Origin of the sequence: Mycobacterium sp. E3298, from assembly GCF_001666895.1 — a bacterium.
Lineage (GTDB): Bacteria > Actinomycetota > Actinomycetes > Mycobacteriales > Mycobacteriaceae > Mycobacterium.
The window spans coordinates 1-24,432 of record NZ_LZJB01000531.1 but is presented as its reverse complement, the minus strand read 5'-3'; the positions used below and the strand labels follow the sequence as shown (position 1 = coordinate 24,432).

Sequence of the window (24,432 nt, the reverse complement as noted above, 5' to 3'; positions counted from 1 at the left end):
GGCACCGCCGCGACCGTCGGCTTCGCGGGCCTGACCACCGCCAACGCCAACGGCAACGTGGAAGGGCTTGCGGCGCTGATCTTCTCGCGGTACGTCTGGGCGTTCGAACTCACCAGCGCGCTGCTGATCACCGCGGCCATCGGCGCGATGGTGCTGGCCCACCGCGAACGCTTCGAGCGCCGCAAGCCCTTCCACGTTGCCGTTGGCGTTGGCGGTGGTCAGGCCCGCGAAGCCGACGGTCGCGGCGGTGCCGATCGCCGCGATCAGCAGAACGCCGAAGCCGATCCCGGCCAGGACCGCGGCGATGCGCTGACCGTGCAGCGTTTCCTTCAGGGATTCCGCGGAGTCCACGCCGATCAGCATCAGCACGAACAAGAACAGCATCATCACCGCGCCGGTGTAGACGACGACCTGGACGACACCCAAGAACAGCGCGTCCTGGATCATGTAGAACACCGCCAGGATGATCATGGTCATCGCCAGGAACATCGCTGAGTACACGGCGTTGACCGCGAGCACCACCCCGATCGCGCCGATCAGCGCGAGCGCGCCCAGCACCCAGAACGCCACCGCTTCACCGGTGGAGGTGCGCACGATGGTGTCGGAGGCCAGGAGCTGGCTTGTCACTCCAGTCACCGGGATTCCCCGGCCTTCTCGGTCTCCTTGAGGCCGTCCGCGGTGACGTTGCCCTGGTAGTAGTCCTTGTCGGTGGCACCGGGCGCGCGCGGGTGCGGCGGCGCGGTCATGTCGGGCAGCAGGGGAGCCAGCAGCCGGTCCTTCTCGTAGATCAGGTCGGCGCGGTTGTCGTCGGCCATCTCGTAGTCGTTGGTCATCGTCAGCGCGCGGGTCGGGCAGGCCTCGATGCAGAGGCCGCAACCGATGCAGCGCAGGTAGTTGATCTGATAGACCCGTCCGTACCGTTCTCCGGGCGAATACCTGAGCTCCTCGGTGTTGTCCGCGCCCTCGACGTAGATCGCGTCGGCCGGGCAGGCCCACGCGCACAACTCGCACCCGATGCACTTCTCCAGACCGTCCGGGTACCGGTTGAGCTGGTGACGGCCGTGATAGCGCGGCGCCACCGGGCCCGGCTTCTCCGGATACTCCTCGGTGACGTTCTTCTTGAACATCGATCCGAACGTCACGCCGAATCCGGCGACGGCGTCTAGGAACTTAGCCACGTGCTTTCTCCTTGCTCGCGGCCGCCAGGGACTTCATCGGCAGCGGCGGTGTCGGGAATACGGGTGTGGAGGTCTGTCCGGCAGGCAGCTGTTTGGCCTGGCGGCGGAGCTGTCGCTCCAGCGCGCGAATACCCGGCGTGGCGAACGGTTTTCGCAACAACAGCACCAGTGCCGTCGCGAACACGATGCTGCTGACCACCAGCACCGGGGTCCAATGCGCATACCCCTGGTTCTGCATGGTCCGAATCACGGCCGCGATCAACACCCAGACCAGTGAGGCGGGGATCAGCAGCTTCCAGCCCAGCGCCATGAACTGGTCGTAGCGCAGCCGGGGCAGCGAGGCCCGCAGCCAGAAGTAGATGAACAGGAAGGTCCACATCTTGGCGGTGAACCAGAGCACCGGCCACCACCCGGTGTTGGCGCCCGCCCACATGTTGATCGGCCAGGGCGCGTGCCAGCCTCCGAAGAACAACGCGGTGGCCAGCGACGACACCGTCATCATGTTGACGTACTCGGCGAGCATGAACATCGCGAACTTCAGCGACGAATACTCGGTGTGGAAGCCGGCGACCAGTTCGCCCTCGGCCTCGGGCAAATCGAATGGGGCCCGGTTGGTTTCACCGACCATCGAGATCAGGTAGATCACGAACGACGGCAGCAGCAGGAACACGTACCAGACCCGGTCCTGCGCGGCGACGATCTCCGACGTGGACATCGAACCGGCGTAGAGGAACACCGCCGCGAACGACAGCCCCATCGCCACCTCGTAGGAGATGACCTGGGCGGTGGAGCGCACGCCGCCCAGCAGCGGGTAGGTGGACCCGGATGCCCAGCCGCCGAGCACGATGCCGTACACCCCGATGGCCGACAGCCCGAGAATGAACAGCACCGCGACCGGCAGGTCGGTCAGCTGAAGCGGGGTGCGGTGGCCGAACACCGACACCACCGGGCCGAAGGGGATGAACGCGAACGCGGTGAACGCCGGGATCGTCGAGATGACCGGAGCCGCGAAGTAGACGAACTTGTCGACACCGCCTGGGGTGATGGTTTCCTTGAGCGCCAACTTGATTCCGTCGGCGAGGCTTTGCAGCGCGCCCCACGGTCCCGCCCGGTTGGGACCGGGCCGCAGCTGCATCCAGCCCAGGATCTTGCGTTCCAGCAGGATCGCGACCAGCACGTTGAGCATGAGGAACACGAAGATGGCCAGCGCCTTGCCCAGCACCAGCCACCAGGTGTCGTGCCCGAATGCGGACAAGGAGCTCGTCGTCATGATCCCACTCCGATTTTCACTGTGCTGCCCAGGCTTACGCCCAGCTGCCGGTGCACGGCGCAACCCGGCGAGTTCAGCGGAAGCCACACCACCCGGTCGGGCATGTCGGTGATGATCAGCGGCAGGCTGATCGATCCGCGCGGCGTGCTGACGGTCACCGCGTCGCCGTCGGCGGCGCCGATTTCGGCGGCCGTGTCTGCCGACAGCCGAACCGCGGGTTTGCGTGCGGTGCCGGCCAAATGCGGCTCGCCGTCTTGCATCCGGCCGTTGTCGAGCAGCATCCGCCAGCCGGTGAGCACGGCTTCACCCGCACCGGGCTGGGCGGGCTGCGGGGTCGCGACGGACGGGCCGGACGCCCAGCCGCCGTCCCAGGTGCCCAGCCCGGCCAGTTCCGTGCGGGCCGCTTCGGCGGTCGACAGGCCGAGATAGACGCCCATCTCCTCGGCCAGCGCGTCGAGTACTTGGTGGTCGGACTGGCTGGCCTGCGCGATGGTGCCGCGCAGCGCGGGTTCGAAGGGGCGGTAGCGGCCCTCCCAGTTGACGAAGGCGCCGGCCTTCTGCGTCGTCGGCGCGACCGGGAACACCACGTCGGCGCGCTCGGTCACCGCGCTGCCCCGCAGCTCCAGGCTGACCACGAAGCCAGCGGAGTCCAGCGCGGCCAGCACGGCTTGGGGATCGGCGAAGTCGTCGGGTTCGACGCCGCCGACCAGCAGGGCGCCCAGCGTCCCGTCGGCGGCGCCGGCGAGGATGCCCTCGACGTCACGCCCACCGGCGGAAGGCAATTCGGAGACGTGCCACGCCGCCGCGATCTGTGCGCGGGCGGCCTCGTCGTCAAGCGGGCGGCCGCCGGGCAGCAGGGTGGGCAGCGCGCCGGCCTCCAGCGCGCCGCGCTCGCCGGCCCGCCGCGGCACCCACGCCAGCCGGGCCCCGGTGGCGTCGGCGAGCCGGGCGGCGGCGGACAGCCCGCCGGGCACCGTGGCCAGCCGTTCCCCGACCATGATGACCGCGCCCGGGGAGGAGAGCAGGTCGCCCACCTCGCCGGTGCCCAGCGCGTCCAGCGCCGCGGCCTCGCCCCCCGGAGCGGTCTTGATCAGCCGGCCCGACATCTTCACCAGCGCCCGCGTGGCGAACGGCGCGATCGCGTACACCGGCAGCCCGCGCTTGCGGGCGGCCTTGCGCAGTCGCAGGAACACGATCGGGGACTCGTCCTCGGGCTCGAAGCCGACGAGCACCACCACCGGCGCGGATTCCAGATCGGAATAGCTGACATTGCGCCGGCCGGCGATGTGTGCCGCCAGGAAGCCGGCCTCCTCGGCCGAGCTGGGGCGGGCGCGGAAGTCGATGTCGTTGCTGTCCAGCACGATTCGGGCGAACTTCGAGTAGGCGTAGGCGTCCTCCAGCGTCGCCCGGCCGCCGACCAGCACGCCCGTGCGCCCGCGGGCCGCCTCGAGGCCCCGGATCGCCGTGGCCATCGCGTGCGACCACGACGCGGGCACCAGCGCGCCGTCCGCATCACGGATCAGGGGAGTGGTGATGACGTCCGGCTGGGTCGCGTAGGTGAACGCCCACCGGCCCTTGTCGCAGTTCCACTCCTCGTTGACCTCGGGGTCGTCGCCGGCCAGGCGGCGCAGCACCTTGCCGCGCCGGTGGTCGGTGCGCTGGGCGCACCCGGACGCGCAGTGCTCGCACACGCTGGGGCTGGACACCAGGTCGAACGGGCGGGCGCGGAAGCGGTAGGCCGTTCCGGTCAGCGCGCCGACCGGGCAGATCTGCACCGTGTTGCCCGAGAAGTACGAGTCGAACGGCTCGTTGGCGTAGATGCCGACCTGCTGCAGGGCGCCCCGCTCCTGCATGTCGATGAAGGGGTCGCCGGCGATCTGCTCGGAGAATCGGGTGCAGCGGGCGCACAGGATGCAGCGCTCGCGATCCAGCAGCACCTGGGCGGAGATGTTGATCGGCTTGGCGAACGTGCGCTTGGCGTCGGTGAAGCGAGAATCGGTGCGGCCGTTGGACATCGCCTGGTTCTGCAGCGGGCACTCGCCGCCCTTGTCGCACATCGGGCAATCGAGCGGGTGGTTGATGAGCAGCAGCTCCATCACCCCGTGCTGGGCCTTGTCGGCGGCCTCGGAGGTGAGCTGCGTGCGCACCACCATGTCGTCGGTGGCGACCGTCGTGCACGACGCCATCGGCTTGCGCTGCCCCTCGACCTCGACCAGGCACTGCCGGCAGGCACCGACGGGCTCGAGCAGCGGGTGGTCGCAGAACCGCGGGATCTGGACGCCCATCAATTCGGCCGCTCGGATCACCAAAGTGCCCTTGGGCACGCTGATTTCGTTGCCGTCGATGGTCAGCGTCACCATGTCCGGCGGACGCTCGGGGCCGTCCTTGGGGTCGCCGGTCTCGGTTTTGGCGGCACTGGTCAAAGTGTCAAGCCTTTCCGTTCAGCATGGAGTCTCTGGGGTCGAACGGGCAGCCACCGCCTTCGACGTGGGCCACGTATTCGTCGCGAAAGAACTTGATCGACGACATCACCGGGCTGGCGGCGCCATCGCCCAACGCGCAGAACGACTTCCCCAGGATGGTGTCGGAGATGTCCAACAGCTTGTCGATGTCCTCGCTGGTGCCCGTACCGGTTTCGAGCCGCTCGTAGATCTGGTCCAGCCAGAAGGTCCCCTCCCGGCAAGGGGTGCACTTCCCGCACGATTCGTGCTTGTAGAAGTACGTCCAGCGGCGCACGGCGCGCACCACGCAGGTGGTCTCGTCGAAGATCTCCAGCGCCTTGGTGCCCAGCATCGAGCCGACCCCGCCCACGCCCTCGTAGTCCAGCGGCACGTCGAGGTGCTCGTCGGTGAGCAGCGGGGTGGACGATCCGCCGGGGGTCCAGAACTTGAGTCGGTGCCCGGCCCGCACTCCGCCGGCGTAGGCGAGCAATTCGCGCAGCGTGATGCCCAGCGGCGCCTCGTACTGGCCGGGCCGAGCGACGTGCCCGCTCAGCGAATACAGCGTGAAGCCGGGCGATTTCTCGCTGCCCATGGACCGGAACCAGTCGACGCCGTTGAGGATGATCGAGGGCACGCTGGCGATCGTCTCGACGTTGTTGATCACCGTGGGGCAGCCGTAGAGGCCCGCCACCGCGGGGAACGGCGGGCGCAGCCTGGGCTGGCCGCGCCGGCCCTCCAGGGAATCGAGCAGCGCGGTCTCCTCGCCGCAGATGTAGGCGCCGGCGCCGGCGTGCACCACCAGCTCGAGGTCGAACCCCGAACCGTTGATGTCGCGGCCCAGGTATCCGGCGGCGTAGGCCTCGGCCACCGCGTTCTGCAGGCGGCGCAGCACCGGCAGCACCTCGCCGCGCACGTAGATGAACGCGTGGCTGGCCCGGATCGCGTAGGCGGCGATGATCACACCCTCGACCAGTACGTGCGGCGTCGCCAGCATCAACGGAATGTCTTTGCACGTACCGGGTTCGGACTCGTCGGCGTTGACCACGAGGTAGTGCGGCTTGGCGGCCGCGCCGGTGTCGCCCTGCGGGATGAACGACCACTTGGTGCCGGTCGAGAAGCCGGCGCCGCCGCGGCCGCGCAGCCCGGAGTCCTTGACGGTGGCGATGACGTCGTCGGGCGCCATGGCCAGCGCCTTCTTCATCGCCTCGTAGCCGTCGTGCCGGCGGTAGGTCTCCAGGGTCCAGGACTCCGGGTCGTCCCAGAAGCGGCTGATGACCGGGGTGAGCGGCGTGGCCTGAGAGGTCGTCATGACGGGCTCCCCGGGGGAGTCGGCGCCTGCATGCCGTGTTCCTGCGCCACTTTCAGCCCGGCCAGGGTGGCCTCGCCCGCCCCGCCCTGGCCCTGGTCCGGGCGCTCGTCGGGCAGGCCGGCCAGGATGCGCGACGTCTCGCGGAAGGCGCACAGCGGGGCGCCCCGCGTCGGCGGCTTGGGCTCACCGGAGCGCAACGAGTCGACGAGTTCGCGTGCCGAGTCGCACGTCTGGTTGTCGAAGAACTCCCAGTTGACCATCACCACCGGCGCGTAATCGCAGGCGGCGTTGCACTCGATGTGCTGCAGGGTGACCGAGCCGTCGGGGGTGGTCTCGTCGTTGCCGATGCCCAGATGTTCCTTCAGCGCGTCGAATATCGCGTCGCCGCCCATGATGGCGCACAGCGTGTTGGTGCAGACACCGACGAGGTAGTCACCCGTGGGCCCGCGGCGGTACATGGTGTAGAAGCTCGCCACCGCCGACACCTCGGCGCCGGTCAGTCCCAGCTGCTCCCCGCAGAACTCCAGACCGGCCGGGGTCAGGTAGGAGTCCTCGGCCTGCACCAGGTGCAGCAACGGCAGCAGCGCCGAGCGCTTGTTGGGGTAGCGGCCGACGATCTCCTTGGCGTCGACTTCCAGCCGTGCCCGCACCTCCGGCGAATACGACTGCGGCGCACCCTCGGTGACGAACGCGTTGGGCTCCTCCGGCGGCGGTCCGAGCCGGAGGAAGACCGGCTGTCCCTGCGGGCCGGTCACCGGTCCACCCCGCCCATGACCGGGTCGATGCTGGCGACCGCGGTGATCAAATCGGCCACCATGCCGCCCTCGCACATCGCGGCGACCGACTGCAGGTTGGTGAACGAGGGGTCGCGGTAGTGCACCCGGTAGGGGCGGGTGCCGCCGTCGCTGACCATGTGCACGCCGAGTTCGCCGCGCGGCGACTCCACCGCGGTGTAGACCTGGCCGGCGGGAACGCGGATGCCCTCGGTGACCAATTTGAAGTGGTGGATCAACGCCTCCATCGAGCTGCCCATGATCTTGGCGATGTGCTCCGGTGAGTTCCCCATGCCGTCGGGGCCCACCTTCAAGTCGGCCGGCCAGGCGATCTTGCGGTCCTCGATCATGGTCGGGCCCGGCTTCAACTTGTCCAGACACTGCTCGATGATCTTGATCGACTCCCACATCTCGTTGACGCGAATCATGTAGCGCCCGTAAGCATCACACGTGTCGGCGGTCATCACGTCGAATTCATAGTTTTCATATCCGCAGTACGGTTCGCTCTTGCGCAGGTCGTGCGGCAACCCGGTGGCCCGCAGGATCGGCCCGGTGATGCCCAGCGCCATGCACCCGGTCAGGTCCAGGTAGCCGATGTCCTGGGTGCGCGCCTTCCAGATGGCGTTTTCGTTGAGTAGGCCGCCCATTTCGCGCAGCACCTGGCGCAGCGGCTTGAGGGCCTCGGCGACGTCGGACTCCGCACCCGGCGGCAGGTCCTGTGCCACGCCGCCCGGCCGGATGTAGGCGCTGTTCATCCGCAATCCGGAGATCTTCTCGAACAGGGTCAGCACGATCTCGCGGCCGCGGAAGCCGACGAACATCGGCGTCATGGCGCCCAGCTCCATGCCGCCGGTGGCCAATGCGACCAGATGCGAGGAAATCCGGTTGAGCTCCATCATCATCACCCGGATGACGTTGACCCGCTCCGGGATCTGATCGGTGATGCCGAGCAGCTTCTCCACGCCCAGGCAGTACGCGGTCTCGTTGAAAAACGGTGACAGATAATCCATTCGGGTCACGAAGGTGACGCCCTGGGTCCAGTAGCGGTATTCCAGGTTCTTCTCGATGCCGGTGTGCAGGTAGCCGATTCCGCAGCGGACGTCGGTGACCGTCTCGCCCTCGATCTCCAGGATCAGCCGCAGCACGCCGTGGGTGGACGGGTGCTGGGGTCCCATGTTGACGACGATCCGCTCGCCGGGGTCGGCGTTGCGAGCGGCGTCGACGATCTGGTCCCAGTCCTGGCCGCCGGCGACCAGCACGGTTTCACCGGCGCCGCCTCCGCCGTTGGTCGAGTCAGTGACTGTGCTCATCAGTTGTACGCTCTCCGCTCGTCGGGCGGGGGTATCTGCGCGCCCTTGTATTCCACCGGGATGCCGCCGAGGGGATAGTCCTTGCGCTGCGGATGGCCATGCCAGTCGTCGGGCATCTCGATGCGGGTGAGCGACGGGTGTCCGTCGAAGACGATGCCGAAGAAGTCGTAGGTTTCGCGCTCGTGCCAGTCCGTCGTCGGATAGACGCCGAACAGCGAGGGGATGTGCGGATCCCCGTCCGGCGCAGCCACTTCCAGCCGGACGCGGCGGTTGTGCGTGATCGACTGGAGCGGATACACCGCGTGCAGTTCGCGGCCCGCCTCGTGGGGATAGTGCACCCCGCTCACGCCCAGGCACATCTCGAAACGCAGCTCCGGTTCGTCGCGAAGGCGCTGGGCCACCTGGGGAAGCGCCTCGCGGCGCACGTGCAGGGTCAGCTCGTCGCGGTACACCACGACTTTCTCTATCGCGTCGGAGAATTCGACGTCGGCCGCCTGCAGAGCGTCGGCCAGCCGGTCCACCACGTCGTCGAAATAGCCCCCGTATGGGCGGGGAGAGCTGCCGGGCAGCACGACCTCCCGCACCAGCCGCCCGTACCCGGTGGTGTCACCGCTACCGGTGATGCCGAACATGCCGCGGCGAACGTTGATGACCTCACCGTCGGCACGGGGCACGCCGGCCCCTTCGGTCGCCGCTTGCTTCGGGTCGTGGTCGGGCGAGCTCATCGCAGCAGCCCGCGCATCTCGATGGTGGGCCGAGCCGACAGCGCGGCCTGCTCGGCCTCGGCGATGGCGGTTTCCCGGTTGACGCCCAGCGGCATCTCCTGAATCTTCTCGTGCAGCTTCAGGATTGCGTACAGCAGCATCTCGGGCCGCGGCGGGCAGCCGGGCAGGTAGATGTCGACCGGCACGATGTGGTCGACGCCCTGCACGATCGCGTAGTTGTTGAACATGCCCCCGGACGACGCGCACACGCCCATGGCCAGCACCCATTTCGGCTCTGCCATCTGGTCGTAGATCTGGCGCAGCACCGGCGCCATCTTCTGGCTCACCCGCCCGGCCACGATCATCAGGTCGGCCTGCCGCGGCGTCGCCGAGAACCGTTCCATGCCGAACCGCGCGATGTCGAATCTTGGCCCGGCGGTTGCCATCATCTCGATGGCGCAGCAGGCCAACCCGAACGTCGCCGGCCACAACGAGTTCTTGCGTACATAGCCGGCCACCTTCTCGACCGTCGACAGCAGAATCCCACCGGGCAGCTGTTCTTCGAGACCCACGTCTACCTCAATCCCACGTCAGGCCGCCGCGGCGCCACACATAGGCGTACGCCACGAAAACCGTGAGCATGAACACCACCATCTCGACCAACGCGAACGTTCCCAGCGCGTCGTAATTGACCGCCCAGGGATACAAGAACACGATCTCGATGTCGAAGACGATAAAAAGCATTGCGGTCAGGTAATACTTCACCGGGAACCGCTGGCCGCTCGCCGCGTGCGGGCCGCTGACCGGGCTGTCGGTCGGCTCGATGCCGCATTCGTACGGGGCCATCTTCGACTTGTTGTAGCGCGACGGGCCGGCCAGGCTCGCGATCACCACCGATCCGACGGCGAAGGCCGCGGCTATCGCACCGAGTACCAGGATGGGTATGTAGACGTTCAACTCGCTCCAAGATCTCCTCGTACGGGCCGCCGGTGCGGCGGCCGGGCGGGGGGCCGGGCTGCTGTGACGCGCCCGGGCCGCGGGTGGTCACAGTGACCTCCACAACATAGCGTCGCGAAGGCAGGTGTGCTTTGTCGGGGTGGGGGTATCCGGGAAAGTTTTGCGTCACCGCAACCTGGCGGTCGGGCGCCGTGCGCGAACGACACGCGGATGCGGGCGCGGTGAGACGCTAACGGCGCAGGTGAGGCGCCTTGCGCGGGTCTATCGGGTGGGCGTGCGGAGCAGCCCGAGGACCGTGCGGCCGAGCACGATGGGATCGATGGGGTGCGGCACCGCGGCTTCGGCCCGCGACCAGTTCGCCAGCCAGGCGTCGTCCCGGCGGCCGGTGAGCACCAGGATCGGCGGGCACGTCGCCAGTTCGTCTTTGAGTTGTTTGGCGATTCCCATGCCGCCGGTCGGCGTGGCTTCGCCGTCCAGGATGGCCAAGTCGATGCCGCCCTCGTCCATCTGCCGGACCACCATCGGGGCGGTCGCCACCTCGAGGTAGGTCAGCTCGGGCAGGTCCGGATGCAGATGCTTGCCCAGCGCCCGGATCACTTGCTCGCGGGTTTCGGCGTTGTCGCTGTAGACCAGGATCCGCAGGGCGACGCTGGATTCGGGACTGGAGTCGGACACGCTGCAGATGCTACTGGTGCCGCGCCGGATTCACTGGGCAGCCCGCACGAAGACGGCGTCCGCCGCCGCCGTCGCGGTCGAGGCGACCATGCCGAGGCGGTTCCAGCCCAGGTCGAACTGGGTGCGATCCACCTTGGCTTCCCCCGCGATCCGGATCGAGCCGTCGTCGAGCTCGGTGATCGTGGCGGACAGCGGCAGCGGCGCGGTCACGCCCTTGATGGTGAAGGCGGCCCGGAGGTCGGCGGACTTGCCCTTGGTCGGCTGCACCGCGGTGACGACGACGCTGATCTCACCGAAGCGCTCGACGTCGAAGAAATCGGCCGAGCGCAGGTGCTTGTCGCGACGCCCGATGCCGGTGTCCAGGGAGGCGGCGCGGATGTCGAGGCGGCCGAAGACCGCCCCCGTGCCCGTCAGTTGGCCGTCTCCGCTGAACTCGGTGAAGCGGCCCTTGACCCGCACCAGACCCCACATGTTCCTGATCTTGAAAGTGATGGTCGAGCGGTTCGGGACGAGGTTCCACACGCCGGCCAGGTCGGGATCGTTGAGAAGTGTTTCCAAAGTCGTCATCGTCACCCCCATCTGTCGTGGCGAATCTAACGTCAGCCGAGCAACGGCGCGATATCTGCGGGGTCGAAGTACTCGTCGATCCGGTCCAGCCGGCCGTCGCCGCCCACCCTGATCACGATGCAGACCCGCATCGAGATCGATTGTCCGGCATGACCGGTGGCGTGCAGGACGTGTTGTTGGACGAAGCCGCCCTCGAAGAATCGCCGGTCCAGGATTTCATAGCGGCGCTCCGTCGTCGCGGTGATGAACCAGTCGATGACGCGCAGCGCGCGAGCCTTGCCGTCGTCGCCGCGCGCGCCGACTCGCCAGACCGCGATGTCATCGCTCCACATCCCGTCGACCGCCGCGTAGTCGCCCTTCTCGATCGCCGTGAACAGGCGGTCGGCCGCGTCGGCCACGATCTCCACACTCGCACCGGCCATGGCGACTGCTCCTATCTCGATGGCCCGGCTCCTTCGCGCGCCGCTGCACGGCCGCGTCGTCGCCCGGCTATTCGGTGTCGTATCCGGGGTGCGCCACCGCCACCCGGCGGCGCACCAAGGTGCGCAAGCACGCGGTGACCTCGCGGGCCCGCCCGTCCATCTCGCCGGCCCGTATCGCGGCGGCCAGCTCTTCCTCGTCGGCGAACCCAAGGTCGGCCAGCGCGGCGCGGGATTCGGCGTCGCTCTCGTCGAGAAGCTCGCGCTCGACGATCCGCAGCGCGTTGGCGGCCACCCGCGCGTGGAAGTTCACCTGCCCGGTGGTGGCCGCCCGCACGTCGGTCTCGAGGAACTCGGCCACCGCGGCCACCAGCTCGGCCGCGAGCGGGCGGCCGTACGCGCCGATCATCAGGCGGCCCCTTCCAGCAGGTCGAGCAGGTCCCACTCGGTCTCGCACACGCGGCGACCGATCGTGGCGAGCTCCACCGAGCGGAACTGGCCGCTCAGGTGCCGCTCGGCCTGGTAGCGGCAGATGACGCCCCAGCGCAGGGTGGCCAGCACGAGCCACCAATGGAACGCCGCCCGGTCGACGGTGGTCCCGCCGGCTTGCTCGTAGTCCCGCAAGAAGCTCTCGATGCTGCCGAGGCCGCCGGCGCCGAGGCTGGCCGGGGCGCCGAAGCGCCAGGCCCGGATGCAGAACCAGGCCAGGTCGTCGTAGGGGTCGCCGCGGTGCACCAATTCCCAGTCGAGGACGGCGGCGAGGCGGGCCCCGTCGACGATGAGGTTGCCCATCCGGTAGTCGCCGTGCACCAGCACGTCGGCCGATGACTCCGGTCGGCGCGCCTCGAGCCAGCGGAACGCCCATTCGAAAGTGGCCGTGGTGTCACCCATCGCGTCGAGCCGCTCGCGCCACTGCTCGAGCGGATCCTCGCGGGCCAGGCCGGGGATGCCCGGGTCGGCGCGGTGGATGGCCGCCAGGGCCTGTGCGCATTGCCGCAGCAGCCCGGCGCGGGCCGCCTGCCCGCCGGCCTCGTCGAGTTGGCGCTGGATGCGCCGGACGATCGTCTCACCCTCGATCGCGTCGCAGATCAGGAACGGATTGCCCAGGGCGGCAGGCGAATCGTCAGCGAGGAGGACGTGGGGGACCGGCGCGCCTGCGGCAGCGGCGGCGGCCTGGGCGCGTGCTTCCAGCTCCATGCCGGCGTGCACGTCGTCGGGCGCGCCCGTGCGCAGGATCAGCGCGTGGCGTCGCTCGCCGGCGACGGCGTTGAACGCCCACGTCGAGCGGCTGGCGCCCCCGGTCAGCGCGCGCAGGTTCTCCACGGCGACGTCGGCGCCGAGGACCGGCGCCAGCGCCGCGGCGATCTGGGTGGCCAGCTCCTCGGTCGACGTCACTTGCCAAACTTAAACAGCCGCTGGGCCACCCGGCGAATCTGGATCTCCTCGGCTCCCTCGGTGATCCGGTAGCGACGGTGGTGGCGGTAGATGTGTTCGAACGGCTCGTGCCGGCTGTAGCCCAGGCCGCCGAAGATCTGCATGGCCCGGTCGGCGGCGTCGCAGACCAGTCGGTTGGCCCGGTAGTTGGCCATCGACACCTTGTCCGAGACCTCCATGTGGTGGTCGCGGTCCAGGTGCCAGGCGGCGTAGTGGACGAGCAGCCGCACCATCTGGGCCTCGGTCTGCAACTCGGCCAGCGGCCATTGCACGGCCTGGTTGACCGACAGCGGCTTGCCGAACACCGTCCGCGTGCCGGCGTATTCGGCGGCGCGGTCGATGCAGTACTGGGCCGCGCCCAGGCTGCTCGCCGCCTGCCGAATCCTGTTCTCGTGCAAGAAGGTCTGCGCGACCTCCAGGCCGCGGTCCACCTCGCCGAGCACCGCGTCGGCCGGCACCCGGACGTCGGTCAGCGCCACCTCGCCGTGATCGGTCGGCATGTTGAACGTCCACCAGTAGTAGGGCACGTCGAACCCGGGCGCGTCCGTCGGCACCAGGAACGCGGTGATGCCCCGCGCCTGGCCGGCCTCACCGGAGGTGCGGGCGAAGACCAGGTCGTGAGTCGCGCGGTGGACGCCGGTGTTGAACCGCTTGGAGCCGTTGATGATCCAGCCGTCACCGTCGGGTTGGGCGCGGGTCTCCAGCCAGGTGGCGTCCGAGCCGTGCTGCGGCTCGGTGAGCCCGAACGCCATGGAACGTTCCCCCGTGATCAGGGCCTCGGACCATCCCCGCCGTTGTTCGTCGGTGCCGAACCGCTCCATCATGATCACCTGCGGGAAGTTCCCGACGATCGAGGATTCGTTCTGCAGATCGTTGTGCAGGCCAAGACCCTTGTGCGCCAGGTGTTCCCGGATGACGGCCATGTCGACGTTGGTGCCGTCCCGGCCGCCCAGCGACGACGGTAGCCCGTAGCGCAGCCAGCCCGCCTTGTCGGCTCGCCGGCGCATCTCGGCGAGCAGGTCCTCCCACTCGCGCGTCGGAATGCCGTCGTTGTCCCAGTCGGTGCGGGCGTGTTCGCGGCGCTTGTCGAAGTACTGGATGTGCTCGCGCTCCAAGGGTTTGATCTCGGCCTCGATGAACTCGTCCATCTCGGCGAGCAGACCCGGAAGGTGTTCGGGGAGTGTGAAGTCCACAGGTTTCTCCTTACGTGCCGTAAAGCGTTTTCTTCCAGATCGTCGACAGGGTGGCGATGGCGTCCTCATCGCTGATCTTGATGCCCAGGTTGGAGGGGCCGACGAAGACGGTGGTGAAGTTCTCGAACAGCAGGGCGATGGCCGCCGCGGTGTGTTGCGGGTCGAGCTCGGTTCCGTAGCCCTGGTCCTGGGCGCGGCGGACGGAGGCGGCGACGATGTCCATGCCGAAGCGGCGGAACTCGTTCTGGACGGTCGCGAAGCGCCGCTGGGTGGCGGCGAGCTGGGCCACGGCGATCATGATGCCGATGTTTTGTTTGAACATGTTCCAGTAGCCGGTGACCACCGCGGTGAAGAACGCGTCGTCGTCGGGCGATTCGGGAAGCTCGACGCTCAACCCCGACGGTGTGACGACGTCATGCAGGAACGACTCGGCCAGCGCGGCGAGCAGGTCCTCCTTGTCGGCGAAATACCGGTAGAACACCGCGGGCGAGCGGCCCGCCGCCGACGTGATGTCGGCCAGCGTGGTGCCGTGAAAGCCCCGTTCGGCGAACAGCTTCCGGGCGGCCTGCTCGATGGCCTGCCTGGTTTGGCGGCCCTTGGCGGTCAGCGCGTCCGGGGCGGGCATTAGGTCCGGATCCGGTCGCCGGCGCGCAGCAGGGCGCTCGGCAGGTCGTGGCCCACAGCCGATTTGGCGACTTCGGCGGCGGCGATGGCGGCCTGCAGGTCGACGTCCACGCCGATGCCGCTGTCGGACAGCAGGTACACCAGGTCCTCGGTGGCGATGTTGCCGGTGGCGCCGGGCGCGAACGGGCAGCCGCCCAGCCCGCCGACCGAGGCGTCCAGCCGGGTCACCCCGGAGCCGACCGCCGCGTACGCGCTGGCCAGCCCGGAGCCGCGGGTGTTGTGGAAATGGCCGCCAAGCGGCAGGTCGCCGATCACCGGACGCAGTTGCGCGATCAGCGAACTCACGCGCCCCGGCGTGGCGGTGCCGATGGTGTCGGCGATCGACAGGCGGTCGGCGCCCCGGCCGCGGGCGGCCGCGGCGATCTCGAGCACGCGCTCGGGCGGGGTGGGGCCCTCGAACGGTGAGTCCCACGCGGTGGCGATGACGACCTCGACGGTGACGCCGGCGCCGTGCGCGATCGCGACGATCTCGTCGATCGCCTCGGTGGCCTGCGCGCTGGTGCGGCCGACGTTGGCCTTGCTGAACGTGTCGTCGGCGGCCACCACGTACTCGATCGAGCGCAGGCCCGCGGCCACCGCCCGCTTGGCCCCGTTGGGACTGGCCACCAAGGCGGAGAACTCGATGTCGGGGTAGTCGTGCAGGTGGGCCGCGAGCTCGGCGGCGTCGGCCATCGACGGCACTTTCGTCGGCGAGACGAACGCCGTGACCTCCACCTCGCGGACCCCGGTGGCCGCGATCGCGGCCAGCAGTTCCAGCTTGGCCGACAACGGGATCGGCGCCTCGATCTGCAGACCGTCGCGCAGCGCCACCTCGCGGATGGCCACGTGCTGGTTCACAGCACCTCCTCGGCGCGCAGCTCCGCGAGCTCCTCGGCGGTCCTGCCCAGCAGCCCGACGTAGACGTCGTCGTTGTGCTGGCCCGGCCGCGCCGGCCCGGCGTTGCGCACGCGGCCCGGGGATTCGGAGAGCACCGGCACGATGCCCGGCCCGAGAACGTTGCGCCCGATCCGTTCATCGAAGTGCTCGACCAGCATGCCGCGGGCCCGCAGCTGCGGGTCGTTGACCACCTCCGCGACCGTGTTGATCGGACCGGCGATCACCCCCGCGGCACTGAGGGTTTCGATGATGTCAGCGGGCCGGCGTTCCGCGGCCCACGCGCCGATGATCTCGTCGAGCTCGTCCTGGTTGCGGCCGCGCGCGCCGTGGGTGGCGAACCGGTCGTCGATGGCCAGCTCCGGGCGGCCCATCGCCTTGCACAGCCGGGCGAAGACGGTGTCCTGGTTGGCGGCGATCACCACCCACGAGCCGTCGGCGCTGCGGTAGATGTTGGACGGCGCGATGCCGTCGAGCCGGGTGCCCGACGGCCCGCGCACCACGCCGGCGAGGTCGTAGTCGGGGATGGTGGATTCCTGTACGGCCAAACAGGATTCGGTCAACGCGACATCGACCACCTGGCCGCGCCCGGTGATGCCGCGGCGGTACAGCGCGGCCACCGCGCCCTGGGCGCCGAACATGCCGGCCAGGGTGTCACCGAGCGAGAGCGCGAGCCTGGGCGGCGGGCCGCCGGGGAAACCGTTGAGGTGGCGCAGGCCGCTCGCCGCCTCGGCGACCGAGGCGTAGCCCGCCTTGTGCGCGTCGGGTCCCGTCTGCCCGTAGCCCGACACCCGGACAAGGATGATGCCCGGGTTGCGGGCGCTGAGCACGTCGTAACCCAGGTCCCATTTCTCCAGCGTGCCCGGGCGGAAGTTCTCCACGACGACGTCGGACTTCGCGACCAGCTCCAGGAACAGTTCGCGGCCGCGGGGCTTGCGCAGGTCGAGGGTGATGGCTCTCTTGTTGCGCGCGTGCACCGTCCAGAAGACGTGCTCCCCGTCGGCCTCGGCCTGGCCCCAGGTGCGCAGCGGGTCCGGGGCGCCGGGGGGTTCCACCTTGATGACGTCGGCGCCCATGTCGCCCAGCAACCGTCCGGCGAACGGGCCCGCGATCAGCGTGCCCAGCTCGAGCACCCGGACGCCGTCCAGCGGCCCGGTGGGCGTCACTGCGCCCCCGCGAAGTCGTGCCGGACCAGCCAGTCGGTGACGAGATCGACGGCCGCGCGCAGCTTGTCGCGCTGGTCGGGGCCCGCGTAATAGTGGGTGGCGCCGGGGATTTCGTGCATCTCCTTGTCCTGGTGCCCGATCGCGTTGAACAGCCGCCTGGTGTGGCTGGGCGTGCAGGCGTCGTCGGCCAGATTACCGATGACCAGCGCCGGGACCGCGATGTCGGGCCCGCAGGCCACCCCGTCGCCGCGGGCGTCGTCGTAACTCCATTGCGAGAGCCAGCCGCGCAGCGTGGAGAAGCGGGCCAATCCGACCGGGCTCATGTTCACCACCTGAGGATCCCCCAGGTAGCAGGTTCCCGGGACGCGTTCGTTGGGATCGACGGTCGGGTCCAGCCAGCGCGGGTCGGCCATGGTGCCATGCACGACGAAGCAGAACTCGTCTTGCTCGCGGCCGGCCGCCTTCAGCTCGGCGAGCTTGTCCTTGACCCACGCGGTGATGCGCCGGTTCCGCATCACCTGTGCGTTGCGGTACCGGGCCAGGAACTCCTGGCTGTAGGGCGGCTGGTTCGGGTTGTCCGGGTTGTACAGGTCCAGCTCGGGATCGCGCTTGGTCGGATCGGATTCGTCGAGGATCGACGCGTCCAGCCATTCGGTCAGCGTGCCATGCCGGCTGATGTGCGCGGCCAGCAGCATGATGCCGTCGGCGGCCGGCAGCTCCAGGGCGGTCAGGTCGGGGCCGTCGCCCGACGGGCTCGACGTGATGGTGGGGTGCTGGGCCTGCTGCTGGTAGAACATCGACAGCGAGCCACCGCCACTCCACCCGGCCAGCACCACCTTGGTGTAGCCCAGCCGCTTCTTCGCGTCCTTGATGCACTCGCCGAGATCCTCGACCACCTTCTCCATCAGGAGCGCCGAGTCGGTGCCGCGGAACCGGCTGTTGCAGTAGATGACATGGTGGCCGGCCCGGGCCAGCGCGTTGATCATCGGCAGGTAGGCGCCGCCGCCGATCGGGTGCATGAACACCAGCACGGTGTCCGACGGCTTGTCTTTCGGCTTGAGCAGGTAGCTCTCCAGCACGGTGATCTCGGCCAGGCCGCCGTACACGTCGCGGACGCCGGAATCGTTCTGGAACGCAATGAGATAGGGGATTCGCTCGTATTCGTGGCGGGTCGTCATGGTCAGTGTTGTCCTAGGTCGTGCGCCAGCACCTCGGCCGACGGGGTCAGTCGCCGGCGGGTGTCGACGGCGATCACTTGCCAATCGACGCGGGAGTACTCGTCGAACTTGCGGCGCGCCCGTTCCCGCGCCTTCTCCGGTGCGCCGTGGTGAACGCCTTGCGGCGCATGGGAAATCAGGCCCGGCGGCATCGGGATGCCGTAGAGCGAGCCGCCGTGGAAGAAGGCGATCTCGTCGTAGTCGACGTTGCGGTGGTACCACGGCGTGCGCTCGGTGCCGGCCACGCCTTCGGCGGGCTTGGGCAGGAAGTTCATCACGTAGACGCCGGTGGCCTGCATGAAGAGGTGCACGGTCGGCGGCAGGTGCACGCTGTCGGAGGTGACCACGTTGTAGTCGTCGATGTTGAAGGTGAACGCGAAGTTGTCGCCGCGCCAACCTTCGACGTCGAGCGGATGGTGTTGGTAGAACAGGGTCGTCGGGCCGCCCTCGTGCATGAGCCGCACCTCGTATTCCTCGCGCCCGTCATCGTCGATGGGCGCCGGGTCGGGGATCGTGGCCTGCGACGGGTCGAACGGGAAGTGCCGGCCCAGCGGCCCGGGCGGCGGCACCCGGAACTCGTCGGTCGCCTCGACCATGAGCAGCGTCGTCTCCTCGTCGGGCACCTGGCGCCAGGTGCACGCCTTCGGCAGGTAGAGCCAGTCGCCCCCTCGGTAGCGCAGCGGCCCGAACTCGGTTTCGACCAGGCCGGCGCCCCGGTGTACGAAGCACAGCAGGTCGCCGTCGACATGGCGGACGAAGAACGGCATCGGTTCGTGGCGACGGCTCAACAGGATTCGGCAGTCGGCGTTGCTGAACATGAGCAGCGGACCGCCGTTGGCGTCGGTGGCGTCGGCGGGCTTGAGCTGTTCCGCGAGCACGTCGACGGGGCGCAGCGGACCGACCGACCGGTAGGCGGTGGGGTCGTGGCGGCGGTACAGGTTCGCGGTGCGGCCGGTGAATCCGTCCCGCCCCAGCTCGTCGTCCTTGAGCCCGTCGAGGTCGGCGTGCAGGCGTCGCGGCGTCTTGCCTTTTCGCATGTGGACGAAGGATTCCATGGCTGACCCCCGGGGGCTCGCTGGGACAAAACTGAAAGTGACATTACTTTTTGTTTCTGGCCGGCACAAGGGCCCGGCCCTCCGCGAGACATAATCCATTGCGACCCGACACGGCGTGTCTTCGCTGACGTTTATGTGTCGCCGATCGACCGGCACATCGCGTCAGTCGCGGACGCGCACCACGACCTTGCCCTTGGCGGTGCGGTTCTCCAGCGACGCGACCGCGGCGGCGGCCTCGTCCAGGGGGTAGACCTCGGGGGTGGGGGCGGCCAGCTCGCCCGAGCTGAGCAGCTTCTCGAGGCCGGCCCATTGCTCGGCGAGCGCGTTCGGATGCGTCGCCGTCCAGGCGCCCCAGCCCACGCCGACCACGTCAATATTGTTGAGCAGCAACCGGTTCACCTTCACCGTCGGGATATCCCCGCCGGTGAAGCCGACGACGAGCAGCCGTCCGCCGGGGGCGAGCGAGCGCAACGAGTCGGTGAAGCGGTCGCCGCCGACCGGGTCGAGTATTACGTCGACGCCGCGACCGCCGGTGAGCTCCTTGACGGCATCCTTGAACCCGTCGGCCAACACCACGTCGGTGGCCCCGGCGGCCGTCGCGACGTTCGCCTTCTCTTCCGTGCTGACCACCGCGATGGTGCGCGACGCCCCGAGCAGCGACGCCAGCCGCAGCGTCGACGTCCCGATGCCGCCGGCGGCGCCGTGCACCAGCACCGTCTCGCCCTGGGCCAGCCGGCCCCGCACCGTCAGCGCGAAGTACACCGTCAGGTCGTTGAACAGCAGGCCGGCGCCCGCCTCGAAGCTCACGTTGTCGGGAAGTTTGAACACCCGGTCGGGTTGCAGGATCGCGACTTCGGCCATGCCGCCGGACAGCATCGTCAGCCCGACGACCCGGTCCCCGGCCCGCACGTGCGCGCCGTCCGGCGCCGAGCGGACCACGCCGGCGATCTCGGCGCCCAGCACGAACGGCGGCTCGGGGCGGTACTGGTAGAGGCCCCGGGTGAGCAGCGCGTCGGGGAAGGCGGCACCGGCCGCGTGCACCTCGACGACGACACCGTCACCCGATGGTTCGTCGATCTCCGCCACCTCGATCGCGTCCGGACCGTCCAGCCGAGTCACCCGCGCAGCACGCATGGTCGGACAGCCTACTGCCGACTCAAAAACCGCCGGCGACCCGCACCACCGCCCGCCCGGTGAACTTGCCGGCACGCACCTGATCCAGCACATCGACGACGTCCTTGATGTCGACGTCGCTGGTGAGCAAGTCGAGGTGACGCGGCCGCAACGAATCACCCAGCAGCGCCCACAGTTTGCGGCGCCGGCCGATCGGCATCTGCACCGAATCCATGCCCAGCAGCGCCACGCCGCGCAGGATGAACGGCATCACCGTGGTGCGCAACGCCGGCCCGCCGGTCAGGCCACTACAGGCCACCGCCCCGCCGTAGTCGACGGCGCTGAGCACGTCCGCCAGCGTCGCGCCGCCGACGCAGTCCACCGCGGCCGCCCACCGCGCCTTGGCCAACGGCCGCGGTTTGGCGTCGGGATCCTCGGGCAGTCGGCCGATAACCTCCGCGGCGCCAAGCTCTTTCAGCAGCCCGGCGGCACCCTCTTTGCCGGTCGAGGCCACCACCCGGTAGCCCGCGGCGGCCAACAGGTCCACACTGACCGAGCCCACGCCGCCGGAGGCGCCCGTGACGACCACTGAGCCGGCGCCGGGTTCGATGCCCCAGTCGATCAGCGCTTGCACGCTCATGGCGGCGGTGAAGCCGGCTGTCCCGATCGCCGCGCCCTCGTGCGGGCTCAGCGCGCCGAGCGCGACGACCTGGTCGGCCGGCAGTCGCACGTATTCGGCGTAGCCGCCGTGGTGGCCGGTGCCGATCTGGTATCCGTGCGCCAGCACCTGCTCGCCGACGGTGAAGTCCGCCGAACCGGATTCGACGACCTCGCCGGTCAGGTCGATGCCGGGCACGACGGGGTAGCTGCGCACCACGCCGCCGCCCGGGGTCAGCGCCAGCGCGTCCTTGTAGTTGACGCTCGAATAGAGCACCCGGATCGTCACCTCACCGGGTGGGAGGTCGGAGCGGCTCAAAGTCTCGACCGAGGCGGTTATCCGGTCACCATCTTCGCGGGCGACGAGCGCTTGAAACGTGTCCATGCACCGACGCTAACCTCACCGTATGGATTCCTTTCCACTCGGTCGCTTTTCGGTCTCCCGGGTGGGCTTCGGCGCGATGCAGTTGCCGGGGCCCAACGTCTTCGGCCCGCCGCGGGACCGCGACGAGGCGCTCGCCGTGCTGCGCCGGGCCGTCGAACTCGGCGTCGACCACATCGACACCGCCCAGTTCTACGGTCCCGACGTCGCCAACGAGCTCATCCGCGAGGCGCTGCATCCCTATCCGGAGAACTTGGCGCTGGTGAGCAAGGTCGGCGGCCGGCGCGACGACAGCGGCGCCTGGTTACCGGTCGACGAGCCGGCCGACTTGCGCCGCGACATCGAGACCAACCTGCGCACGCTCGGCGCCGACCAATTGGCCGCGGTCAACCTGCGCGTGTTCGAAAGCGACGGGCCGGATCAGCTTTTCGACGACCAGCTGTCGGTGATGATCGAAGCCCGCGACGCGGGACTGATCGGGGGGATCGGGTTGAGCAACGTCAACCGCGATCACCTGCTGCGCGCCTTGGAGCGCACCGAAGTCGCCTGTGTGCAAAACGCATTCAACCTCGTCGACCGCGGATCGGCGCCCGTGCTCGAGGAGTGCACGACACGCGGCATCGCGTTCGTTCCGTTCTTCCCGCTGGGGGCCGCCTTCATCCGGCCCAACCCGGTGCTCACCCACCGAGTGGTCGTCGAGACCGCCGACCGGCTCGGGCACACGCCCGCGCAGGTCGCGCTGGCGTGGACGCTGGGCGTGGCGCCCAACGTGCTGCTGATCCCGGGCACCTCGTCGGTGCGCCACCTCGAGGAGAACCTCGACGTCGCCTCCATCGAGCTGGACGACGAGGTCCGCGAGCAGCTGGACGCGATCGGCGCCTAAGTTTCGCCGAACGTGCACTCAGGGCGAAGAAATCGCCGAATTTCCGCCATGGTTGCACGTTCGGCGCAGACCGGTCGCTATTTGAGCTCGGCCGACGACAGGCCCAGCAAGCGGCGGGCGACCACCAACTGCTGGATCTGCTGAGTGCCCTCGAAGATGTCGAGGATCTTGGAGTCGCGCGCCCACTTCTCCAGCATCGATTGCTCGGAATAGCCTGCGGTGCCGGCCAATTCGACAGTCTTGAGGGTGACGTCGCTGGCCATGCGGCCGGCCTTGGCCTTGCTCATCGACGCCTCTTTGGAGTTCGGGATCTTGTTGTCGGCCTGCCACGCCGCGCGCAGCGCGAGCAGGTAGGCGGCCTCCCAGTCGGCCTCCATCCGCAGGAACTCGGCCGCCGCGGCGCTCTGGGCGTGCGAGGGCTTGTCGTAGGAGATCTCCACGCCGGCCTCGGTCAGGATCTTGCGGATCTCCTCCAGGGCGGCGCGGCCGACCCCGATGGCCATGGCGGCCACGATGGGCCTGGTGTTGTCGAAGGTCTCCATCACGCCGGAAAAGCCCTTGCCCACTTCGATTTCCGGGTTGCCGAGCAGGTTCTCCTTCGGGATCCGGACGTTGTCGAATCGGATCGCCGCGGTGTCGGAGCCCTTGATGCCGAGTTTGCGTTCGAGCCGCTCGACGGTCACGCCCGGGTGCTCGCGCGGCACGATGAACGACTTGATGGCCGCGCGCCCCTGCGACTTGTCCAGCGTCGCCCACACCACGATGTGGGTGGCGCGCGAACCGGCTGTGACGTAGATCTTTTCGCCGTTGATCACGTACTCGTCGCCGTCCAGCTTGGCCGTGGTCGACACCGCCGCGGAGTCGGAGCCGAAGCCCGGCTCGGTGATGGCCATCGCCGCCCACACCTTGCCCAGGCGTTCCAACTGTTCCTCGGTGGCCACCGCGGAGATGGCCGCGTTGCCCAGGCCCTGGTAGGGGACCGACAACATCATCGCGACGTCGCCCCAGCAGGCCTCCAGGGTCTGCAGCAGGGCCGCCATGTTCGCGCCGTTGTGGTTTTGGTCCCTGTCCTTGTTCTCGTCGCCCAGGTTGTCGGCCCCGGCGAACTCGATGGATTCCGAGGCGCCCGCGAACAGGTTGTACAGGGTGTCGAGTTCGACCGGGTAGGCGTGTTCGGCCAGGTCGTACTTGCGGGCGATCGGCCGCATCAGTTCCGCGGCGCCCTGATGCGTCTTGACGGCCACCGCCTGCAGTTTGCGGGGCAGTTCGAGATTGATTGCCATGATTGGTCTTTCGGCTCGAGTTGAATGACGACTTAGATGACGACGACGCCCTCGGCCACGCCGATGGCCCGCAGGTCGCGGTACCAGCGCTCGACCGGGTGTTCCTTCGTGAAGCCGTGGCCGCCGAGCAGCTGCACGCCGTCCAGGCCGATCTGCATGCCCTTGTCGGCGCCCAACCGCTTGGCCAGGGCCGCCTCGCGGATGAAGGGCAGGCCCTGCTCGGCGCGGGCGGCGCCCCGCCAGGTGATCAGCCGCAGGCCGTCCAGCTCGATCGCGATGTTGGCGCACATGAACGCGACGGCCTGACGGTGGGCGATCGGCTCGCCGAACGCTTCGCGCTCCTTCACGTAGGGCACCACGTAGTCGAGGACCGCATGCGAGGTGCCGACCGCCAGTGCCGCCCAGCCCAGCCGGGACAGCGCGAGAGCCTCCGAGTAGTCGTCGTCGGTGGCTTCGTCCTCACCGAGGCGCGCATTCAGCGGCACCGAGACGCCCGAGAGCTCCACGTGACCCAGGGCCGCCGCGCGGATGCCCATGCTCGGATCCGCCTTGACGGTAAGGCCTTTCGTCGACGACTCGACGATGAACAAGGCCGGCTTGCCGTCCAGCTGGGCGCCGACGATGAACAGCTCGGCGTCGGCCGCCGCCGGAACCAACGACTTCACGCCGTCGAGGCGGTAGCCGCTCGGTGTGCGCACCGCGGTGGTCTTCAGCTGGGTGGGGTCGAACAGCGGTTGCGGCTCGGCGATGGCGACGCAGGCCTGCGGAACGTTCTCGCCCGCGAACTCGTGCAGATACGTGGCCTGCTGGTCCGCGCTGCCGATTCTGGCCCCGGGCGGTGTGGCCGCGGCGCTCACGCACTGGGGCAGCGCGGACCAGCATGCCACGT

The 24,432-nt window shown here is 69.0% G+C and carries 26 protein-coding genes; 1 reads left to right on the top strand and 25 read right to left on the bottom strand.

Annotated features, from left to right (window positions below; all coding sequences use genetic code 11):
- The 23 genes from A9X05_RS24480 to A9X05_RS24370 form a co-directional block, all read right to left on the bottom strand.
- Positions 1-627, bottom strand: a 627-nt coding sequence (locus tag A9X05_RS24480) for an NADH-quinone oxidoreductase subunit J (RefSeq protein ID WP_231969205.1), incomplete at its 3' end; no start/stop codon positions are given.
- Positions 628-632: 5 nt separating this feature from the next.
- Complete coding sequence (gene nuoI / locus A9X05_RS24475) at positions 633-1,178, bottom strand: NADH-quinone oxidoreductase subunit NuoI (RefSeq protein ID WP_067757075.1); 546 nt, start codon at positions 1,176-1,178, stop codon at positions 633-635.
- Positions 1,171-2,433 carry an NADH-quinone oxidoreductase subunit NuoH gene (gene nuoH / locus A9X05_RS24470; RefSeq protein WP_067784566.1) on the bottom strand — a complete coding sequence of 421 codons (1,263 nt, stop codon included), beginning with the start codon at positions 2,431-2,433 and terminating at the stop codon, positions 1,171-1,173. Before nuoH ends, nuoI begins: the two co-directional genes overlap by 8 nt.
- Before the next feature lie 11 nt (positions 2,434-2,444).
- The gene (locus A9X05_RS24465) at positions 2,445-4,871 is read right to left on the bottom strand and encodes an NADH-quinone oxidoreductase subunit G (protein ID WP_067784564.1); all 2,427 of its coding nucleotides are present in this window, start codon (positions 4,869-4,871) and stop codon (positions 2,445-2,447) included.
- A 4-nt stretch (positions 4,872-4,875) separates the two neighbouring features.
- A complete protein-coding gene (gene nuoF, locus A9X05_RS24460; RefSeq protein ID WP_067757069.1) occupies positions 4,876-6,198 on the bottom strand; it encodes an NADH-quinone oxidoreductase subunit NuoF in 1,323 nt (440 codons plus the stop codon).
- Complete coding sequence (gene nuoE / locus A9X05_RS24455; protein WP_067757066.1) at positions 6,195-6,953, bottom strand: NADH-quinone oxidoreductase subunit NuoE; 759 nt, start codon at positions 6,951-6,953, stop codon at positions 6,195-6,197. Before nuoE ends, nuoF begins: the two co-directional genes overlap by 4 nt.
- On the bottom strand, positions 6,950-8,281 hold the full coding sequence (gene nuoD, locus A9X05_RS24450) for an NADH dehydrogenase (quinone) subunit D (RefSeq protein ID WP_067757063.1): 1,332 nt from the start codon (positions 8,279-8,281) through the stop codon (positions 6,950-6,952). The genes nuoE and nuoD overlap by 4 nt, the downstream gene beginning before the upstream one ends.
- The gene (locus A9X05_RS24445) at positions 8,281-9,006 is read right to left on the bottom strand and encodes an NADH-quinone oxidoreductase subunit C (protein WP_067757059.1); all 726 of its coding nucleotides are present in this window, start codon (positions 9,004-9,006) and stop codon (positions 8,281-8,283) included. The genes nuoD and A9X05_RS24445 overlap by 1 nt, the downstream gene beginning before the upstream one ends.
- Positions 9,003-9,557 carry an NADH-quinone oxidoreductase subunit B family protein gene (locus A9X05_RS24440; protein WP_067271408.1) on the bottom strand — a complete coding sequence of 185 codons (555 nt, stop codon included), beginning with the start codon at positions 9,555-9,557 and terminating at the stop codon, positions 9,003-9,005. Before A9X05_RS24440 ends, A9X05_RS24445 begins: the two co-directional genes overlap by 4 nt.
- 7 nt (positions 9,558-9,564) lie before the next feature.
- Positions 9,565-9,942: an NADH-quinone oxidoreductase subunit A gene (locus tag A9X05_RS24435; RefSeq protein ID WP_067784561.1), complete on the bottom strand. Its 378-nt coding sequence runs from the start codon at positions 9,940-9,942 to the stop codon at positions 9,565-9,567.
- A 261-nt stretch (positions 9,943-10,203) separates the two neighbouring features.
- Positions 10,204-10,617, bottom strand: a complete 414-nt coding sequence (locus A9X05_RS24430; protein WP_067271403.1) for a response regulator transcription factor — start codon at positions 10,615-10,617, stop codon at positions 10,204-10,206.
- Positions 10,618-10,647: 30 nt separating this feature from the next.
- Positions 10,648-11,184, bottom strand: coding sequence for a YceI family protein (locus tag A9X05_RS24425; RefSeq protein WP_067757100.1), 537 nt, complete (start codon positions 11,182-11,184; stop codon positions 10,648-10,650).
- Between the two features lie 32 nt (positions 11,185-11,216).
- Positions 11,217-11,606, bottom strand: coding sequence for a nuclear transport factor 2 family protein (locus A9X05_RS24420; protein ID WP_067757055.1), 390 nt, complete (start codon positions 11,604-11,606; stop codon positions 11,217-11,219).
- Between the two features lie 67 nt (positions 11,607-11,673).
- Positions 11,674-12,012 carry a DUF6285 domain-containing protein gene (locus tag A9X05_RS31800; protein WP_067757052.1) on the bottom strand — a complete coding sequence of 113 codons (339 nt, stop codon included), beginning with the start codon at positions 12,010-12,012 and terminating at the stop codon, positions 11,674-11,676.
- Entirely contained in the window at positions 12,012-12,998 is a 987-nt protein-coding gene (locus A9X05_RS24410; protein ID WP_067784558.1) for a phosphotransferase family protein, read from the bottom strand. The genes A9X05_RS31800 and A9X05_RS24410 overlap by 1 nt, the downstream gene beginning before the upstream one ends.
- Positions 12,995-14,230: an acyl-CoA dehydrogenase family protein gene (locus tag A9X05_RS24405; protein WP_067784555.1), complete on the bottom strand. Its 1,236-nt coding sequence runs from the start codon at positions 14,228-14,230 to the stop codon at positions 12,995-12,997. The genes A9X05_RS24410 and A9X05_RS24405 overlap by 4 nt, the downstream gene beginning before the upstream one ends.
- Before the next feature lie 10 nt (positions 14,231-14,240).
- Positions 14,241-14,855, bottom strand: a complete 615-nt coding sequence (locus tag A9X05_RS24400) for a TetR/AcrR family transcriptional regulator (protein ID WP_067784553.1) — start codon at positions 14,853-14,855, stop codon at positions 14,241-14,243.
- Complete coding sequence (locus tag A9X05_RS24395) at positions 14,855-15,751, bottom strand: hydroxymethylglutaryl-CoA lyase (RefSeq protein WP_067784549.1); 897 nt, start codon at positions 15,749-15,751, stop codon at positions 14,855-14,857. The genes A9X05_RS24400 and A9X05_RS24395 overlap by 1 nt, the downstream gene beginning before the upstream one ends.
- On the bottom strand, positions 15,748-16,953 hold the full coding sequence (locus A9X05_RS24390; RefSeq protein WP_067784546.1) for a CaiB/BaiF CoA-transferase family protein: 1,206 nt from the start codon (positions 16,951-16,953) through the stop codon (positions 15,748-15,750). The genes A9X05_RS24395 and A9X05_RS24390 overlap by 4 nt, the downstream gene beginning before the upstream one ends.
- Complete coding sequence (locus A9X05_RS24385) at positions 16,950-18,131, bottom strand: S9 family peptidase (RefSeq protein WP_067757038.1); 1,182 nt, start codon at positions 18,129-18,131, stop codon at positions 16,950-16,952. The genes A9X05_RS24390 and A9X05_RS24385 overlap by 4 nt, the downstream gene beginning before the upstream one ends.
- Before the next feature lie 2 nt (positions 18,132-18,133).
- Positions 18,134-19,225 (bottom strand): homogentisate 1,2-dioxygenase, encoded by a 1,092-nt coding sequence (locus A9X05_RS24380; RefSeq protein ID WP_067784543.1) that lies wholly within the window; start codon positions 19,223-19,225, stop codon positions 18,134-18,136.
- A 162-nt stretch (positions 19,226-19,387) separates the two neighbouring features.
- Entirely contained in the window at positions 19,388-20,359 is a 972-nt protein-coding gene (locus tag A9X05_RS24375) for an NADPH:quinone oxidoreductase family protein (protein WP_067757032.1), read from the bottom strand.
- Positions 20,360-20,381: 22 nt separating this feature from the next.
- Positions 20,382-21,380 (bottom strand): acryloyl-CoA reductase, encoded by a 999-nt coding sequence (locus tag A9X05_RS24370; protein ID WP_067757029.1) that lies wholly within the window; start codon positions 21,378-21,380, stop codon positions 20,382-20,384.
- Positions 21,381-21,402: 22 nt separating this feature from the next.
- Between A9X05_RS24370 and A9X05_RS24365 the strand changes: the two genes are divergently transcribed.
- Positions 21,403-22,260: an oxidoreductase gene (locus tag A9X05_RS24365; protein WP_067784540.1), complete on the top strand. Its 858-nt coding sequence runs from the start codon at positions 21,403-21,405 to the stop codon at positions 22,258-22,260.
- A 77-nt stretch (positions 22,261-22,337) separates the two neighbouring features.
- Here the strand turns inward: A9X05_RS24365 and A9X05_RS24360 are convergent, their stop codons facing one another.
- Together A9X05_RS24360 and A9X05_RS24355 are read right to left on the bottom strand one after the other, a co-directional pair.
- A complete protein-coding gene (locus A9X05_RS24360; RefSeq protein WP_067784537.1) occupies positions 22,338-23,543 on the bottom strand; it encodes an acyl-CoA dehydrogenase family protein in 1,206 nt (401 codons plus the stop codon).
- A 32-nt stretch (positions 23,544-23,575) separates the two neighbouring features.
- The coding region (locus tag A9X05_RS24355) for an acyl-CoA dehydrogenase family protein (RefSeq protein WP_231978464.1) at positions 23,576-24,432 on the bottom strand (857 nt) is incomplete at its 5' end.

Coding starts and splice junctions, on each gene's coding strand:
- nuoF (WP_067757069.1), bottom strand. CDS start 6,198: ATGACGACCTCTCAGGCCACGCCGCTCACCCCGGTCATCAGCCGCTTC.
- A9X05_RS24375 (WP_067757032.1), bottom strand. CDS start 20,359: ATGCGTGCTGCGCGGGTGACTCGGCTGGACGGTCCGGACGCGATCGAG.
- A9X05_RS24425 (WP_067757100.1), bottom strand. CDS start 11,184: ATGACGACTTTGGAAACACTTCTCAACGATCCCGACCTGGCCGGCGTG.
- A9X05_RS24365 (WP_067784540.1), top strand. CDS start 21,403: ATGGATTCCTTTCCACTCGGTCGCTTTTCGGTCTCCCGGGTGGGCTTC.
- A9X05_RS24360 (WP_067784537.1), bottom strand. CDS start 23,543: ATGGCAATCAATCTCGAACTGCCCCGCAAACTGCAGGCGGTGGCCGTC.
- A9X05_RS24380 (WP_067784543.1), bottom strand. CDS start 19,225: ATGGAATCCTTCGTCCACATGCGAAAAGGCAAGACGCCGCGACGCCTG.
- A9X05_RS31800 (WP_067757052.1), bottom strand. CDS start 12,012: ATGATCGGCGCGTACGGCCGCCCGCTCGCGGCCGAGCTGGTGGCCGCG.
- A9X05_RS24445 (WP_067757059.1), bottom strand. CDS start 9,006: ATGAGCTCGCCCGACCACGACCCGAAGCAAGCGGCGACCGAAGGGGCC.
- nuoD (WP_067757063.1), bottom strand. CDS start 8,281: ATGAGCACAGTCACTGACTCGACCAACGGCGGAGGCGGCGCCGGTGAA.
- A9X05_RS24420 (WP_067757055.1), bottom strand. CDS start 11,606: ATGGCCGGTGCGAGTGTGGAGATCGTGGCCGACGCGGCCGACCGCCTG.
- A9X05_RS24370 (WP_067757029.1), bottom strand. CDS start 21,380: ATGGACACGTTTCAAGCGCTCGTCGCCCGCGAAGATGGTGACCGGATA.
- A9X05_RS24400 (WP_067784553.1), bottom strand. CDS start 14,855: ATGCCCGCCCCGGACGCGCTGACCGCCAAGGGCCGCCAAACCAGGCAG.
- A9X05_RS24385 (WP_067757038.1), bottom strand. CDS start 18,131: ATGACGACCCGCCACGAATACGAGCGAATCCCCTATCTCATTGCGTTC.